This is a genomic window from Micromonospora sp. NBC_01405, assembly GCF_045040155.1.
Lineage (GTDB): Bacteria > Actinomycetota > Actinomycetes > Mycobacteriales > Micromonosporaceae > Micromonospora.
In genome coordinates this window covers 2600996-2616481 of record NZ_CP109532.1, presented here as the reverse complement: position 1 = coordinate 2616481, position 15486 = coordinate 2600996, and the positions used below count along the sequence as shown (strand labels likewise).

Sequence of the window (15486 nt, the reverse complement as noted above, 5' to 3'; positions counted from 1 at the left end):
TGCGCGGCACCATCGGTCGGCTCAACCGCCCCTGCGGCGGCGAGCGCAGCGAGGAGAGGTCATGACCACCCATCCGGACCCGGCGGTACGGGAGAACCCGGGCGGCTTCCCGGCCGCCCCGGCGGAGCCGTTCACGGCTCCCGTGGCGCCGCAGCCCGGCCCGGTCCCGGCCCGGCCCGTCGAGGCGGTCCGCCACCCCGACCAGGCCCGGTCCGCGCCCGCCGGTGACTGGGCGCACGGCCCGGACACCGTGCCGCATGCCATGGACACCCCCGGCGAGCTCCAGCCGTACGCCGAGCTGGGCCTGCGCGACGACGAGTACGACCGGATCCGGCACATCCTCGGTCGCCGCCCCACCCAGGCCGAGCTGGCCATGTACTCGATCATGTGGAGCGAGCACTGCTCCTACAAGTCGAGCAAGGTACACCTGCGCCAGTTCGGCGAGAAGGCCCCGCCGAGTGACCGGCTGCTCGCCGGCATCGGCGAGAACGCCGGCGTGGTCCAGGTCTCCGCCGAACTGGCGGTGACCTTCAAGGTCGAGTCGCACAACCACCCGAGCTTCGTCGAGCCGTACCAGGGCGCGGCGACCGGCGTCGGCGGCATCGTCCGGGACATCCTCGCCATGGGCGCCCGCCCGGTCGCCGTGATGGACCCGCTGCGCTTCGGCGCGGCCGATCACCCCGACACCGCCCGGGTGCTGCCCGGCGTGGTGGCCGGCGTCGCCGGCTACGGCAACTGCCTCGGCCTGCCCAACATCGGCGGCGAGGTCGTCTTCGACCCCTGCTACCAGGGCAACCCCCTGGTGAACGCGCTCTGCCTCGGCGTGCTTCCGGTCGACCGGCTGCAGAAGAAGGAGGCCGCCGGCCCCGGCAACGTCGTGGTGCTGATGGGTGCCCGGACCGGCCGGGACGGCATCGGCGGAGTGTCGGTGCTGGCCAGTGCCACCTTCGACGAGGGCAGCGAACAGCGCCGCCCGTCCGTGCAGGTCGGCGACCCGTTCATGGAGAAGCTGCTCATCGAGGCATGCCTGGAGCTGTACGACGCCGAACTGGTCGTCGGCATCCAGGACCTCGGCGGCGCCGGGTTGACCTGCGCGCTCACCGAGACCGCCGCCTCCGCCGGCACCGGCATGCGGGTCCGGCTGGAGCGGGTCCCGCTGCGCGAGGCCTCGATGGAGCCGCACGAGATCCTGGCCAGCGAGTCGCAGGAGCGGATGCTGCTGGTCGTCGCCCCGGACAAGCTGGAGGCGGTGCTCAAGACCGCCGAGAAGTGGGGCGTCTGGGCCACCGCCATCGGCGAGGTCACCGCGCCGTCCTCGGACGGCCAGCCGGGCCGGCTGGTGATCACCTGGCGCGACCATCTCGTGGTGGACGTCCCGCCGGGCTCGCTGGTCGACGACGGCCCGGTCTACGCCCGTCCGATGCGCGAGCCGGCCGACCTGATCCTCATCCAGGCCGACCGGGCCGAGACGCTGCCCCGGCCCGCGACCCCGGAGGCGCTGCGGGAGACCGTGCTGCGCATGATCGCGTCGCCGAACCTGGCCGACAAGACCTGGGTCACCGAGCAGTACGACCGGTACGTGCTGGGCAACACCGTGCTCGCCCAGCCGGAGGACTCCGGCGTGATCAGGATCGACGAGCGCACCGGTCTGGGCGTCGCCCTGTCGCTGGACGGCAACGGCCGGTACGCCCGGCTCGACCCGTATCACGGCACGAAGCTGGCGCTGGCCGAGGCGTACCGGAACGTGGCGGTGACCGGCGCGAAGCCGATCGCCGTGACCAACTGCCTCAACTTCGGCTCGCCGGAGGATCCGGGCGTGATGTGGCAGTTCGCCGAGGCCGTCCGCGGCCTGGCGGACGGCTGCCTGGAGCTGGGCATCCCGGTGACCGGCGGCAACGTCAGCTTCTACAACCAGACCGGAGCGGCGGCGATCCACCCGACCCCGGTGGTCGGCGTGCTCGGCGTGCTGGACGACGTGGCCGGGCGCGTGTCGATGGGCTTCGTCCCGCGCACCGGCGGCGATCACGACCAGCTCTTCCTGCTCGGCGAGACGCACGTGGAGCTCTCCGGCTCGGAGTGGGCCTGGGTGACTCACGAGCACCTCGGCGGCATCCCGCCGCAGGTCGACCTGTCCCGCGAGCGGCAGCTCGCCGAGCTGCTGGCCGAGGCCGCCCGGGTCGGGCACCTCAGCTCGGCGCACGATCTGTCCGACGGTGGCCTCGCACAGAGCCTGGTCGAGTCCTGCCTGCGCCGCGGGGTCGGAGCGCAGATCGCGGTGCCGGAGCACTTCGCCGGCGGTTCGATGCCGTTCGTCTTCCTGTTCAGTGAGTCCGCCGGGCGGGTCCTGGTCTCGGTGCCGCGCGGCCACGAGAAGGCGTTCACCTCCCTCTGCGCCGAGCGCGGGGTCCCGTGGGAGGTCATCGGGGTCACCGACCAGGCCGGCGGGGCCCTTGAGGTGCGCGGCCAGTTCCGGATCGGTCTGGACGAGCTGCGCGCCGTACACGGTGCCACGCTGCCCCGGCTCTTCGGCGGGACGGAGTCGGCCGAGGTCGCCCCGGCCGGGCGGGGCACCGCTCCGGCGGCGACCGCGGCTGCTTCGGCTCCGGCGGTCGACACCGTCGAGGGTGCCCGGGAGGCGGCGGCCCCCGTCGCCGCGCCGGGCGATCGGGTGGCGCCGGAGCACACCGGCTCCGCCGTGGCCGATCGGACGGCCGCCGACACGACGGCGACTGCCGAGGCCGGGCCCACCGCCGACGCCCCGGGCGGGGCGTCCGGGCAGCCGGTCGACGGCGGGCCCGAGCGGGTCGACGGCGCGGAGCGGGCCGCCGGTCCCTCCGGGGCGACCGAACCTGGCGCTGGTGGTGCCGGGCTCGCCGCGCCCGATCAGCGCTGAGACGTTGGCCGCGGCCGTCTTCGCCCAACCCGGCTCCGGCGCCCGGTTCGACTGGGGGCTGACCGGCGCGGCGGAGCTCGGCCGCGTCTGCGCAGTCCTGGTGGTGGTGGACGTGCTCTCGTTCACCACCACCGTGGAGATCGCGGTCGCCCGGGGGATGCGGGTGCACCCGTTCCCCTGGGGCGAGCAGGCGGCGGAGTACGCGCGCCGGGTTGGCGCGGTCGCGGCCGTGGGCCGCCGGCAGATGACCCCGGAGCACCCGTGGTCGCTCTCCCCGGCGGCGCTGCGCACCGCGCCGGTCGTCGCCGACCTCGTGTTGCCGTCGCCGAACGGCTCGGCGATCAGCGCCGCCGCCAGCGCCACCGGGCTTCCGGTGGTCGCAGCCTGCCTGCGCAACGCCCGCGCCGTCGGGCGCTGGCTGTGCGAGCGGGGGTACGGCTCGGCCGACGCCCCGATCGGCGTGATCGCCTCCGGCGAGCGCTGGCCCGACGGCGCCCTGCGACCCTCCGTGGAGGACCAGCTCGGGGCGGGGTGTGTGCTCGACATCCTCTCCGGGGTGCCCGGCGGGCTGTCGGTGGAGGCCGCGATGACCCTCGCCGCGCTGGCCAGCACCCCGGACGTGCCGGCCGCCGTGCGTGGCTGCGTCTCCGGCCGGGAACTCGTCGAGGGCGGCTTTGCCGACGACGTGGAGGTCGCGGTCCAGGTCGGCGTCTCGGACGTGGTGCCGGTGCTGCGGCAGGGCGTCTTCTCGGCCGCCTGAGCCGGCTCGCCCGCCCCTCGGCCGGTCCCCTTCTCTTTTCCTCCCCGGCCCCGACGGCGAGAGCGGCTGCCCGACGGGGCAGCCGCTCTCTGCGTCGCGGTGCGGGCGGTCGACCCGCGAGGGTCAGTCGTCCAGCCAGTCCAGCCGGCGCCCGCCACGGTCCTGCTGCGGCGGGCCGTCGGGCCGGGCCCGACCCGGCTGGGCCTGGTCGCCGTAGCCGCCCTGCTGCTGGTCGTAGCTGGTCGGCTGGTCGTATCCGTGGCCCTGCTGCGGGGGCTCCTGGCCATACCCCCCACGCTGCTGCGGGGGCTCCTGGCCGTACCCCCCACGCTGCTGGTCGTACCCGCCTGCCTGGCCGTAGCCGCCCTGCTGGCCGTAGCTCTCGCCGCCGTAGCTGCCGCCGCGCTGGTCGTAGCCGCCGCCCGGCTGACCGCCATAACCGCCGCCCTGCTGGCCGGCGTCGTAGCCGCCCGGCTGGCCGCCGTAGGCACCGCCCTGCTGGCCGGCGTCGTAGCCGCCCGGCTGGCCGTACCCGCCGCCGGTGGGCTCGCCGCCGCGGCCGTACTGCGGAGACGGCTCCGGCTGGCCGTAGTTGTGGCCCTGGTCGGCCTGGTAGGTGCTGGTCGGGTACGGGTCCGCCGGCGGGGTGTACGAGCCGGTGCCCTCGCCGGTGTACCGGCCGGTCGGCTCGTCGTAGCGCTCGCCATAGCCGCCGCCCTGGCCCGGGTAGCCCCCGGCCGCCGCGTCCGCCGGTGCGCCGTAGCCCCGGCTGCCGTAGCCGCCGCCGGACGCCGGGGCGTCGGTGCCGTACCCGCCGGGCGTGCCGCCGTACCCGCTCCCGGAGGCGTACCCGCCACCGGTCGAGGTGGGGGCGGCGTTGCCGTAGCCGCCGCCGGACGCCGGGGCGTCGGTGCCGTGCCCGCCGTAGCCGCCGGTGGAGGCGGGCGCGCTGCCGTAGCCGGCCCCGGAGGCGGGCGCGCTGCCGTAGCCCCCGGCCGCGCCGTAGCCGCCGCCCTGGGGCTCGTCGCCGTATCCGCCGCCGCTGCCGGCTCCCCAGCCGCCCTGCTGGCCACCGGGGCCGTACGCGGACGGCGGGGCGCCGTACGGGTCCGGCGGGACGTCGTCCACGATCGGCCGCTGCATCATCGTCGGCGCGTCGCTGAGCGAGGCGCCGACGACCATCGTCGGGTCCGGCCCGGCGCCGGCCCGGTTGACCACCCGGGTCTTGTCGTCCGCCCCGTGGTACGCCCCCCGGGCGGCGGGCACCGCGCCCGCCGCGGCGGCACCGGCGGGGGCGTCGTCGTCGGTGTCGTCGCCGTTCTCCCGGCGCTTCATCCAGAGCAGCACGATGGTGCCCACGCCGACGGCCACGAACAGGCCACCGAGCAGGATGAGCAGCCAGTTGAAGCCGTCGGAGTCGTTCTCGGCGGAGGCGTTCTTCGGGGCCCCCGGGGTGGCCGCAGGGCTCTCCTCGGGGCTCTCCTCGGTCGGCTCCTCGGTGGGCAGCGGCTCCTCGCTGGCCGATGGGGTGGGACTCGGGCTCACCTCGACCTTGATCGCCAGGCTGATCCGCTGCCCGGTCACGCTCTGCCCGGCGCTCGCGTCGAAGGACTTGGTGGTGCGGAACTCGCCCCGGACGGCACCGATACCGATCCGGCCCGGGGTGATCGGCCGGTCCTTGCTGCCGGTGAAGCGGAAGTCTCCGCTGCCGTTGCTGGTGGTCTCGTAGCGGTGGCCGCCGCTGTCCTGGAGCATGACGGTGGCGTTCGGCACCGCAGTGCCGTTGGCTGTGGCCACCACCTTGCCGGAGACCGACTTGACGGTCTGCACCTGCTCCTGCGTCGGCTCCGGCGCGGCCTTCGCCTTGACGCTGAGCTGGAAGTCCCGACCGTTCTGGCCGCCCTGGATGCTGGTCGCGTTGACCGTCACCCGCTGGTTGTCCGCGTTCGGCGCGTCGCCGGAGGCGCGGAGCTGGACGACGTGGTTCACCGGGCCGGTGCCGTTGAAGTCGACCTTGCCGCAGCCGCTCCCACAGCTCACGCCTCGCGGGAGACCCGCCACGGCGATGATGACGAACTTCTCGTCGTCGCTCCTCGGCGTCAGCTGCACGTTGATGGCGGTGGTACCGCCTGCCTGGATGGTCGCTGAACCAGGGGAGACGCTGATGTCGGCTGCCAGGGCGGGTGCGGCGGGGGCGGCGAACAGGACGCCGACCACCAGCGCCACGACCACACCGGCCCGCTGCTTCCAGGCACGTCGGTGTGTTGACACGTCCACCGCCTTCCGGTCTGACTTCCCTGGCCGGCGGGGCGCCGGGCCGGGGATCATCACGGTACGAATACGCCGTCGGCAACTATGCCTTGTCTGACCGGATCGGCGCGACCCAGGGCCGTGTCGAAAGCGTCGGAGCCGGGTCGTATCGTCCCGTCGTGTCCTCTCCGCACACAAAGTCCGCAGCCGTGGCCGCCGCGCTCGCCGCCCTCGACGAGGGCCGTACGCCCGAACGGCTGGTGTTTCGGGAGGCGGTTCGTGCCCTCTTGGCCGCCCTTGCGGACCGAGCTCCCGGCCGATCGGTGGAGGTGCGCGTCCCACCCTACGGTGCAGTTCAGTGCATTCCCGGTCCCCGACACACCCGTGGCACCCCGCCCAACGTCGTCGAGCTGGACCCGGCGACCTGGTTGGAACTGGCGACGGGCCGCCGAAGCTGGGCGGACGCGGTCGCCGAGGGGCGAGTGCGGGTCAGCGGTGTCCGCGCTGACCTCTCCGTGCACCTTCCGCTCCGACTGGGCGACTAGCCATCGCGCCGGACACGGAAAGGGGTCCCACCGTGACTCTCAGTATCGACACTCATTCGCGTACACTCTGAGGCGACGACAGTGGTCCCGGCCGAGCAAGCGCGGATCCGCCCCCGAGATCCCGCCCGGCCAGTCCAGACCCAGCATGAGGGAGCGGTAAGTGCCCCGAGGCGACGGCCGGCTGAGCCACGACCTTGATCCCCAACGACCCGGCCCGCAGGACGCCTGTGGCGTCTTCGGCGTCTGGGCGCCCGGGGAGGCGGTCGCCAACCTGACCTACCTCGGGCTCTACGCCCTCCAGCACCGGGGCCAGGAGGCCGCCGGGATCGCCGTCAGCGACGGCTCGGGCGTGGTGGTCTACAAGGATCTCGGCCTGGTGGCCCAGGTCTTCGACGAGCCCACCCTGGCCAGCCTGCGCGGGCATCTGGCGATCGGGCACGCGCGCTACTCGACGACGGGCGGCTCGACCTGGGAGAACGCCCAGCCGACCATCCGGTCCACCAGTGCGGGCATCACGATCGCGCTGGCGCACAACGGCAACCTGGTCAACACCGCCGAGCTGCAGCGTGAGGTCGCCGAGCGGGGCATGGTCGCCGACGGCTCGACCAACGACACCTCGCTGGTGACCATGCTGCTGGCCAGCCGGCCGGACCTCTCGGTCGAGGCCGCCGCGCTGGAGGTTCTGCCCCAGCTGCGTGGCGCGTTCAGTTTCGTCTTCATGGACGAGTCGACGCTCTACGCGGCCCGCGACCCGCACGGCGTGCGCCCGCTGGTCCTCGGCCGGCTGGAGCGCGGCTGGGTGGTGGCCAGCGAGACGGCCGCCCTGGACATCGTCGGGGCGAGCGTGGTCCGCGAGGTGGAGCCGGGCGAGCTGATCGCCATCGACGAGGACGGGCTGCGGTCCAGCCGGTTCGCCGCGCCGGAGCCGAAGGGCTGCCTCTTCGAGTACGTCTACATCGCGCGGCCGGACGCCACCATCGCCGGGCGCAACGTGCACGCCGCCCGGGTGCAGATCGGCCGCCAGCTCGCCAAGGAGCACCCGGTCGAGGCCGACCTGGTCATCCCGGTGCCGGAGTCCGGCACCCCGGCGGCGATCGGCTACGCGGAGGAGTCCGGGATCACCTACGGCGCCGGCCTGATGAAGAACCCGTACGTGGGGCGCACCTTCATCCAGCCGTCGCAGACCCTGCGTCAGCTCGGCATCCGGCTCAAGCTCAACCCGTTGCGGGAGAACGTGCGGGGCAAGCGGCTGGTCGTCGTGGACGACTCGATCGTGCGCGGCAACACCCAGCGGGCCATCGTCCGGATGCTGCGCGAGGCGGGTGCTCTGGAGGTTCATGTCCGGATCTCCTCCCCGCCGGTCAACTGGCCGTGTTTCTACGGCATCGACTTCGCCACCCGGGCCGAGCTGCTCGCCAACGGGCTGGACAACGAGGGCATCCGGCGCTCCATCGGCGCCGACACGCTGGGCTACGTCTCGTTGTCGGGCCTGATCGCCGCGACCGAGCAGCCGAAGACCCGGCTCTGCCGGGCCTGTTTCGACGGGGAGTACCCGATCGAGCTGCCGGCCGGGAACCTGATCGGCAAGCACGTGCTCGAGGGAGTGGGACGCCGAGTCGCTGGTGCCCCGGACGTCCCGGAGCACGCCGCCGCACCGCTCGTCGCCGCTCCGGGCGGCGCGACCGTACACCGCCCATAGCACCGCCCGACGCGGGCCCGCCGGTCAGCCCCGGTACCCCGCGAGAACCACAAAGGGGAGAACCGTGACGCACGTGTCCGAGCGCAGCGGCACAGGAAGCAGCCCGACCGGCGCCGGTGGCGACCGCCAGCCCTGGACGGCCGGCACCGGCCGCCCGGCGCGCAAACGCTCGGTCTCGTACGCGGACGCCGGCGTCTCGATCGAGGCGGGCGACCGCGCGGTCGAGCTGCTCAAGTCCAAGGTGAAGCAGACCCGTCGCCCGGAGGTCATGGGCGACCTCGGCGGCTTCGCCGGCCTGTTCCGGCTGGACACGAAGAAGTACAAGAACCCGATCCTGGCGTCCTCGACCGACGGCGTCGGCACCAAGCTGGTGATCGCCCAGCAGCTCGACATCCACGACACGATCGGCATCGACCTGGTCGCCATGGTTGTCGACGACCTGGTGGCCTGCGGCGCCGAGCCGCTGTTCCTGCTCGACTACATCGCCTGCGGCGAGGTCGTCCCGGACAAGGTGGCCGAGATCGGCGCCGGCATCGCCGACGGCTGCCGGTACGCAGGCTGCGCGTTGCTGGGCGGCGAGACCGCCGAGCACCCCGGCGTGTTGCGCCCGGACGAGTACGACGTCTCCGCCACCGGCGTCGGCGTGGTCGAGGAGAGCGAGATCCTCAGCCCGGACCGGGTCGAGATCGGCGACGTGGTCATCGCCATGCGTTCCTCGGGCCTGCACTCCAACGGGTACTCGCTGGTCCGGCACGTGCTGCTGGGGGCCGGCCGGATGCGGCTGGACGTGGTGATCGACGACTTCGGTCGGCAGCGCACCCTCGGCGAGGAACTGCTCACCCCGACCAAGATCTATGCCCAGGACTGCCTCAAGCTGATCGCCGAGGCCGAGGTGCGCTCGATCGCGCACGTCACCGGCGGCGGCATCCCGGGCAACCTGGTCCGGATTCTGCCCGAGCACGTCGACGCGGTGGTCAACCGCTCCACCTGGAAGCCGCAGCCGATCTTCGACCTGATCCAGTCCAAGGGCCGGATCGAGGACCATGAGATGGATGCGACCTTCAACATGGGCGTCGGCATGTTCGCGATCGTCTCCGCCGAGGACGCCGACCGGGCCCTGGCCACGCTGACCGGCCGGGGCGTCGACGCCTGGCAGGCCGGCGAGATCATCGAGGGCACCGGCAGGGTGCAGATGGTCGGCCAGCACACCCGGGGCTGATCACGCAGCGCTGATCATCCGAGCACCTGATCAGGGGTTCACCCGAGTGGTCATCGCCGCCTAGCCTGAAGGACAACCTTTGGGCCAGGAAGGAGGGCGATGGTTGCTCGAAAACGGCAGGTGAGCGGGATGCGGGGGCTCTCCCCGGTCCCGTCTTACGTCGTGATGCAGCCGACCACCCTCTGCAACCTGGACTGCGCGTACTGCTACCTGCCGTTCCGGGCGGCGGACCGGCGGATGCCGGTCGCGGTGGCCCAGGCGGTCGCCGCGTCGGTGAACCCGTGGGCGTCGGCCGGCCGGTTCTCGGTGGTGTGGCACGGCGGGGAGCCCCTCGCGACCGGGCGGGAGCACCTGGCCGCGCTGCTCGCCCCGTTCGGGCCGGAGGTCGAACACCACGTACAGACCAACGCCACCCTGATCGACGACGCCTGGTGCGAGTTTCTCGCCGAGCACCGGGTGCGGGTCAGCGTGAGCGTGGACGGGCCGCGTGGGCGCAACGGCGACCGGGTCACCCGGGCAGGCCGGCCGGCGTACGACCGGATCGTGCGCGGGATCGAGACGCTGCGCCGGCACGGGCTGCCGTTCTCGGCGCTGGCGGTGGTCAGCGACCCGACCCCGGGCCGGGCCGCCGAGCTGTACGACTACTTCCTCGGCCTCGGCTGCGAGGTGCTGGGGGTCAACATCGAGGAGACCGAGGGGGTCAACACCCGCGGCAACGCCCACGAGGCGGCGCCGGTGCGGGCGTTCTGGGCCGAGCTGGTGGCCGCCTGGCGTCGGGATCCCCGGATCCACCTGCGCGAGGTGGAGTGGTCGCTACGGTACGCGGCGGCGGTGCTCGACGGCAGCTCCGACGATCTGCTGCCCCGGCGGCTGGACCCGATCCCCACGGTCGGCCACGACGGGTCGGTGACCGTGCTCTCCCCGGAGCTGGCCGGCTTCACCGACCCCGGGTACGGCGACTTCAGCAGTGGCAACGTGTTGACCACTCCGCTGGCCGAGATCCTGGCCGGGGCGGAGCGGAGGACCCCCTGGGTGGGTGAGTTCCTGGCCGGCGTGGAGGCGTGCCGGGCGTCCTGCCCGTACTTCGGCTTCTGCGGGGGTGGGCACGCCGCCAACCGTTACTTCGAGCTGGGGCGTTTCGACGGTACGGAGACCGAGCACTGCCGCAACAGCAAGATCCGCCTACTGGAGGGAGTGTTGGACCATGCCCGAGACCATCGGAGACCGGCAGGCTGAACGTGTCGGGGGAGACACCGGGCAACCGGTCGTCGACCGGGTGCGGGACACCGCCGCCGGGCTGGCCGACCTGCTCCAGGAGGCGGAGGACGCGCGCCGGCTGCGTTCGGAGGCGGCTGGGGGCGAGGGTGCCGGGGCGGTCTGCGCCTGGAACCACTTCGAGAACATCCCGACGTTCTACAACTGGAACAACCGGCCCCGGTGACGGGTGGGCGGGTCCGAGATCAAGGACCTGCCGCGGCGACCGGATCGGCTCCGGCACGGCAGGCCCCTGATCATCGGGTGGGTACGCCGCATCCCGATGGGTACATGCGTGAGCACGCGGGGCTTGCCGCGTGCTCAGATGTTCCCGGAGGTCAGCGGGTCGGACGGACCCAGGGGTCCGGGTCTTCGTCCGGGTCGTCGTCGTCGACATACTCTTTGTAGTCGTCATCGACGACGGCGTGGTCCGACTTACCAGCAGCGACGGCGTGGTCCGACTTACCAGGACCCGCCAGTTCGCGCTGCAAGGCGGTGAGGTCGGTGTTCGGGGAGTGGTACTTCAACTCCCGGGCCACCTTCGTCTGCTTGGCCTTAGCACGGCCGCGCCCCATGGCTCGACCCCCTCGCACAGAATGCGGGGCAGCCCGAAGGCGGGCCCCGATGACGTCAGGCATCTCTCGTGGCTCTTACGGTACATGGGGATGCCGCTGTTCGGCACCTCGGGTTACCGTCTGCCGGCCCTGCGCGTCGCAGTGACCCGGCTGTCACCAAGTGTACTGGGGTAAGGGCCGAATGCCGAACCGCCCATGACGCCGGACAGATGGGTGGCAATCACCTCTATTTCCAGCTTAACGCCGCCGCCCGTCCCGCTCCACCCGAGGAGCCCGACCCGGCGCTTTATCCGTACCGGGCCGGGCGTGGCGCTCAGCGCAGATGGATGGAGCGCAGCCGGCCGACCTCCGCCATCCGGCGCTCGGCGAGCCGGTCCGCCGCCACCGCCGGGGGGACACCCTCCTCGTCGGCCAGCCGCAGGATCTGGCGGGTGGTGTCGTAGATCTTCGTGGCCCGCAGCTTGGCCCGCTCGAAGTTGAAGCCCTCGATCTCGTCCGCGACCTGGATCACACCGCCGGCGTTCACCACGTAGTCGGGGGCGTAGAGGACGCCCCGGTCAGCGAGCAGCTTCTCGACCCCCGGGTGGGCGAGCTGGTTGTTGGCCGCCCCGGCGACCACCTTCGCCCGCAGCGCCGGCACGGTCTCGTCGTCCAGGGCGCCGCCCAGCGCGCAGGGGGCGTACACGTCGATGTCGGCGGCGACCAGCCCAGCGGCGTCCTCGATCAGCTCGACCTGCGGGTGGTTGGTGCGAACCCACTCGCGCGCCCGCGGGTCGACGTCGGTCGCCACCACCTCGGCGTGGTCGTCGAGCAGATGCCGGGTCAGGTGCTTGCCGACCTTGCCCAGCCCGGCCACGCCGACCCGTCGGCCGTTCAGGGTGGGGGCACCCCAGACGTGCTCGGCGGCGGCCCGCATGCCCTGGAAAACGCCCCACGCGGTGAGCACCGACGAGTCACCCGCGCCGCCGTGCTCCACGCTGCGCCCGGTGACGTAGCGGGTCTCCCGGGCGATCACGTCCATGTCGGCGACGTAGGTGCCGACGTCGCACGCGGTGTAGTAACGGCCGTTCAGCGACTCGACGAAGCGGCCGTACGCGCGCAGCAGCGCCTCGCCCTTGAGCTGCGCCGGGTCGCCCCAGATCACCGCCTTGCCGCCACCCAGGTCCAGCCCGGCCAGGGCGTTCTTGTACGCCATGCCGCGGGACAGGTCGAGCACGTCGGCCAGCGCGGCCTCCTCGCTGGCGTACGGGTAGAACCGGGTGCCGCCGAGCGCGGGGCCCAGCGCGGTGGAGTAGATCCCGATGATCGCCCGGAGTCCGGTCTGCGTGTCCTGACAGAACACGACCTGCTCGTGGCCGGTGGATGACGGTCCGTCGGTGCTGGCGAATACGCCCATGGCTGGCTCCTGTGTCGGTGTGCGTCCTTTTGGGACGCGGACCTGTGGCACGCCGGCGGGATGGTGCCGGTGGGTCGAGCCTAATGTCGGCCGAAGCCGTACTGTCGTCTCAGCATGTCCGACGTCCGGGCGTCCGGCGGGTGAGCAGGGACGCCGGCCGTGCGACCGGGGCGCTGGCCGCGTCTGGATTCCGTCTCGTGGGAGGATCGCGCAGTGCCGTCGCTCTTCGCTTCGTACCTGCGGGTGTACGAGCCGCTGACCGCCTTCGACCGGGATCGTCAGTCGTACTGGCGGCGCTACGCGTCCGATGGGCGGGCGGTGGCCCCGTCGGAGGGGCCGGGGCGGCAACGTACGGCGGTCATCGAGGCGCTGGGCGCGGGCTGGACCCGGCTGCCCGACCCGCCCGAGGAGGCGTACGTCCTGGAGGTCGACGACACCCTGCTGGTCTGCCCGTGGAACCTGCGGATCCGGGTGGCCGAGGCGGCGCTGAGCGCTCGGGACGGCGTGCCGTCGGTGCTGGCCGACGCGTTCGTGCCGCCGGTCCTCGCCGATCAGGCCAAGGCGGTGGTGGAGGACTGGCGTAGCGGGGCCCGGGTGCTGGAACACGGCGTTCCCCGGGTGCACGAGCAGATCGCCACGTGGGGCGTGCCGCTGCGCTGGTTCGTCCTGTTCGATTTCGAGGAGCGGGACCTGGTCACCCATCCGGGGCGACGCGCGCTGCGCTACCGGACGGAGATCGCCAAGGCCCGGCGCCGATCGTCCCGGGCGCTGTCGGTGTTGCGTAAGACCGTCGGCGAGGCGCCGATCACCGAGGCGGTCGAGGAGGCCGCCCGGTGGCTGGAGGAGTTCCACCCGCGCTCGGTGGTGGAGCTGGACTACGGCGGCCTCGTCCAGTTGCTCTCCGACGAGACCCTCGACGCGGACGACTCGCCGACGCTCGTCGCCACCGGGCTCGCCGGGCTCTCCAAGGGGGAGGCCGAAGAGGCGTCCACGGCCTACGACACGTTGGTCGCTCGCTGGCGAGCGGTCCAGCTCCTGGAACGCTGCAACTAGCCCCCACCTGGGCGAAGACCGCCCAGGAAGCCGTAAAACGCCCCTGGGAGCGCTCCCGAATCGAGGTGTGCTCGTAGTTGGAGCATCACGACCAGTGATTATGAGTCCGAATAAGGTGGTTCGTGCCGTGTATTAGTCGTATAAATCGGGCATGGTTCATCCGTCCGTCTAGGGACCTTCGGCCGTTCGGCCCATGTCGGACATCGGGGACTAGCCGGACCATGGGAGACGCGTCGGCCGGCGGGACCCCGGCCGATGTCTATACCTGTGGAGGAGTGACCGATATGGCATCGCGAACGCACGAACCGGAGCCGCTGCTCACACCGGCCGAGGTGGCGTCGATGTTCCGTGTCGACCCGAAGACGGTGACCCGGTGGGCGAAGGCTGGCAAGCTCAGCGCCATCCGGACCCTCGGGGGGCACCGCCGTTACCGCGAGTCGGAGGTTCGGGCTCTGCTGCAGGGGCAGATTCCCCAGCAGCGCCAGGGAGACTGACCGCCGGGAATTCTACAGACGTACCGAGCAGGGGCGGCGGACAACGGTCCGCCGCCCCTGCTTCGTGTCCGGCCCGGGCGGTCACTCCGACAGGCTGATCCGGATGCCCACCGTCCCCCGCTCGCCCCGCCGCAGCCGGCTGCCCAGCAGGCTGAGCCGCCCCACCAGCCGGTACTTCTGCTTCAGCAGTTCGCGGATCCGGCGGGTGTCCGCCGGGCCGGAGATGGTCGCGTGACCGGGCACCGCCTCGCCGTGCGGCCGGCCCCGCAGGTCGCACGGTGCCACCGTCACCTCGCCACTGCGCCGGATCCGCTTCACCTTGCCCGAGTCGGCGACGGTCCAGGCGGCCAGCGCGTCACCGTCGCGGGCGGCCCACACGGGGGTGGGCACCGCCCGCCCGTCCCTGCGGAACGTGGTCAACAGGACGTACTTCTCCGCAGCGAGGCGGTCCAAGGTGGTCACGCCGCAAGGATACGACCGCGCGACCCGCCGCCCATGGCGTTAGCGTGAACCCCGTGACCGGGGAACCCAGGATCGGCGACGTATTCGGCGAGCTGCTGCGGGACGCGCTCGCCGTGCAGACCGGGATCGGCCCCCGGCCGATGGCCGGCGGGCGGCTGCCCCGGCCCGTCATCGAGATCATCGAGCGGGACGACGGCCTGATCAACGGCGCCCCCGCCGCCCACTACCTGGCCGGCCCCGCCGAGTGGCAGCCGTACGACCACCGGGCGGTGGACCGGGTCCGGGGCGAGACGCTGGACATCGGCGTCGGCGCCGGCCGGATCGCGCTGCTGCTCCAGGAGCGCGGAGTGCCGGTGACCGGGCTGGACACCTCCCTCGGCGCGTTGAAGGTGTGCCGTCGGCGCGGGGTGCGGAACCTGGTGCACGGCACGGTCGACGAGCACGTCGCCGACGGCCGGCGGTACGACACCTTCCTGCTGCTCGGCAACAACCTCGGGCTGATCGAGGGGCGGGACCGGGCGTCGGCGTTCCTCGCCGCGCTCGCCGCGCTGGCCAGGCCCGGTGCGCAGGTCATCGCGCACGGCACCGACCCGTACGGCACCACCGACCCGGTGCACACCGGCTACCACGAGCTGAACCGGCACCGGGGTCGGCTCGGCGGGCAGCTGCGGCTGCGACTGCGGTACCGGGAACTGGGCACCGAGTGGTTCGACTACCTGGTCTGCTCGGTGGCCGAGCTGGCCGAGCTGGTCCGCGGCACCCCGTGGCGACTGACCGACGTGGATGACCGGGACGCCCCGTACTACCTGGCGACCCTGATGCTGACCGGCTGACCGGTCCGCGGGCGACTCCGGTACGCGGAAGGGGCCCTTGCCGGGCGGGAAGC

14 protein-coding genes are annotated in these 15486 nt (G+C 72.8%); 10 read left to right on the top strand and 4 right to left on the bottom strand.

What is annotated here, in order from left to right; genetic code table 11:
* The first annotated feature begins 61 nt into the window (after positions 1–61).
* The gene (purL, locus tag OG559_RS10790) at positions 62–2893 is read left to right on the top strand and encodes a phosphoribosylformylglycinamidine synthase subunit PurL (RefSeq protein WP_405114799.1); all 2832 of its coding nucleotides are present in this window, start codon (positions 62–64) and stop codon (positions 2891–2893) included.
* A 4-nt stretch (positions 2894–2897) separates the two neighbouring features.
* Positions 2898–3653 carry a 2-phosphosulfolactate phosphatase gene (locus tag OG559_RS10785; protein WP_405116565.1) on the top strand — a complete coding sequence of 252 codons (756 nt, stop codon included), beginning with the start codon at positions 2898–2900 and terminating at the stop codon, positions 3651–3653.
* 123 nt (positions 3654–3776) lie between these two features.
* Here the strand turns inward: OG559_RS10785 and OG559_RS10780 are convergent, their stop codons facing one another.
* Positions 3777–5981, bottom strand: coding sequence for a carboxypeptidase-like regulatory domain-containing protein (locus OG559_RS10780; protein ID WP_405114797.1), 2205 nt, complete (start codon positions 5979–5981; stop codon positions 3777–3779).
* Between the two features lie 131 nt (positions 5982–6112).
* Between OG559_RS10780 and OG559_RS10775 the strand changes: the two genes are divergently transcribed.
* The 5 genes from OG559_RS10775 (at position 6113) to amcA (ending at position 10807) form a co-directional block, all read left to right on the top strand.
* Entirely contained in the window at positions 6113–6448 is a 336-nt protein-coding gene (locus OG559_RS10775; RefSeq protein WP_396672058.1) for a sterol carrier family protein, read from the top strand.
* Positions 6449–6608: 160 nt separating this feature from the next.
* Positions 6609–8147, top strand: coding sequence for an amidophosphoribosyltransferase (gene purF / locus OG559_RS10770; RefSeq protein WP_405114795.1), 1539 nt, complete (start codon positions 6609–6611; stop codon positions 8145–8147).
* A gap of 64 nt (positions 8148–8211) precedes the next feature.
* A complete protein-coding gene (purM, locus tag OG559_RS10765; protein WP_396671682.1) occupies positions 8212–9366 on the top strand; it encodes a phosphoribosylformylglycinamidine cyclo-ligase in 1155 nt (384 codons plus the stop codon).
* A gap of 129 nt (positions 9367–9495) precedes the next feature.
* Positions 9496–10602 carry a cyclophane-forming radical SAM peptide maturase AmcB gene (amcB, locus tag OG559_RS10760; RefSeq protein WP_405116563.1) on the top strand — a complete coding sequence of 369 codons (1107 nt, stop codon included), beginning with the start codon at positions 9496–9498 and terminating at the stop codon, positions 10600–10602.
* Positions 10571–10807, top strand: coding sequence for a multiple cyclophane-containing RiPP AmcA (gene amcA / locus OG559_RS10755; protein WP_405114792.1), 237 nt, complete (start codon positions 10571–10573; stop codon positions 10805–10807). The genes amcB and amcA overlap by 32 nt, the downstream gene beginning before the upstream one ends.
* Before the next feature lie 151 nt (positions 10808–10958).
* Here the strand turns inward: amcA and OG559_RS10750 are convergent, their stop codons facing one another.
* Both OG559_RS10750 and OG559_RS10745 read right to left on the bottom strand, forming a co-directional pair.
* A complete protein-coding gene (locus tag OG559_RS10750) occupies positions 10959–11195 on the bottom strand; it encodes a DUF3073 domain-containing protein (RefSeq protein WP_405114790.1) in 237 nt (78 codons plus the stop codon).
* Between the two features lie 313 nt (positions 11196–11508).
* Positions 11509–12591 (bottom strand): Glu/Leu/Phe/Val dehydrogenase, encoded by a 1083-nt coding sequence (locus OG559_RS10745; RefSeq protein WP_405114788.1) that lies wholly within the window; start codon positions 12589–12591, stop codon positions 11509–11511.
* 213 nt (positions 12592–12804) lie between these two features.
* Between OG559_RS10745 and OG559_RS10740 the strand changes: the two genes are divergently transcribed.
* Together OG559_RS10740 and OG559_RS10735 are read left to right on the top strand one after the other, a co-directional pair.
* On the top strand, positions 12805–13644 hold the full coding sequence (locus tag OG559_RS10740) for a hypothetical protein (protein WP_405114786.1): 840 nt from the start codon (positions 12805–12807) through the stop codon (positions 13642–13644).
* Between the two features lie 284 nt (positions 13645–13928).
* Positions 13929–14138 carry a BldC family transcriptional regulator gene (locus tag OG559_RS10735; RefSeq protein WP_007073996.1) on the top strand — a complete coding sequence of 70 codons (210 nt, stop codon included), beginning with the start codon at positions 13929–13931 and terminating at the stop codon, positions 14136–14138.
* Positions 14139–14219: 81 nt separating this feature from the next.
* Here OG559_RS10735 and OG559_RS10730 read toward each other — a convergent pair whose 3' ends face one another.
* Positions 14220–14600: a PPOX class F420-dependent oxidoreductase gene (locus OG559_RS10730; RefSeq protein ID WP_405114784.1), complete on the bottom strand. Its 381-nt coding sequence runs from the start codon at positions 14598–14600 to the stop codon at positions 14220–14222.
* Positions 14601–14653: 53 nt separating this feature from the next.
* Here OG559_RS10730 and OG559_RS10725 point away from each other — a divergent pair, with 53 nt between their 5' ends.
* Positions 14654–15433, top strand: a complete 780-nt coding sequence (locus tag OG559_RS10725) for a class I SAM-dependent methyltransferase (protein WP_405114782.1) — start codon at positions 14654–14656, stop codon at positions 15431–15433.
* The last annotated feature ends 53 nt before the right edge of the window (positions 15434–15486 follow it).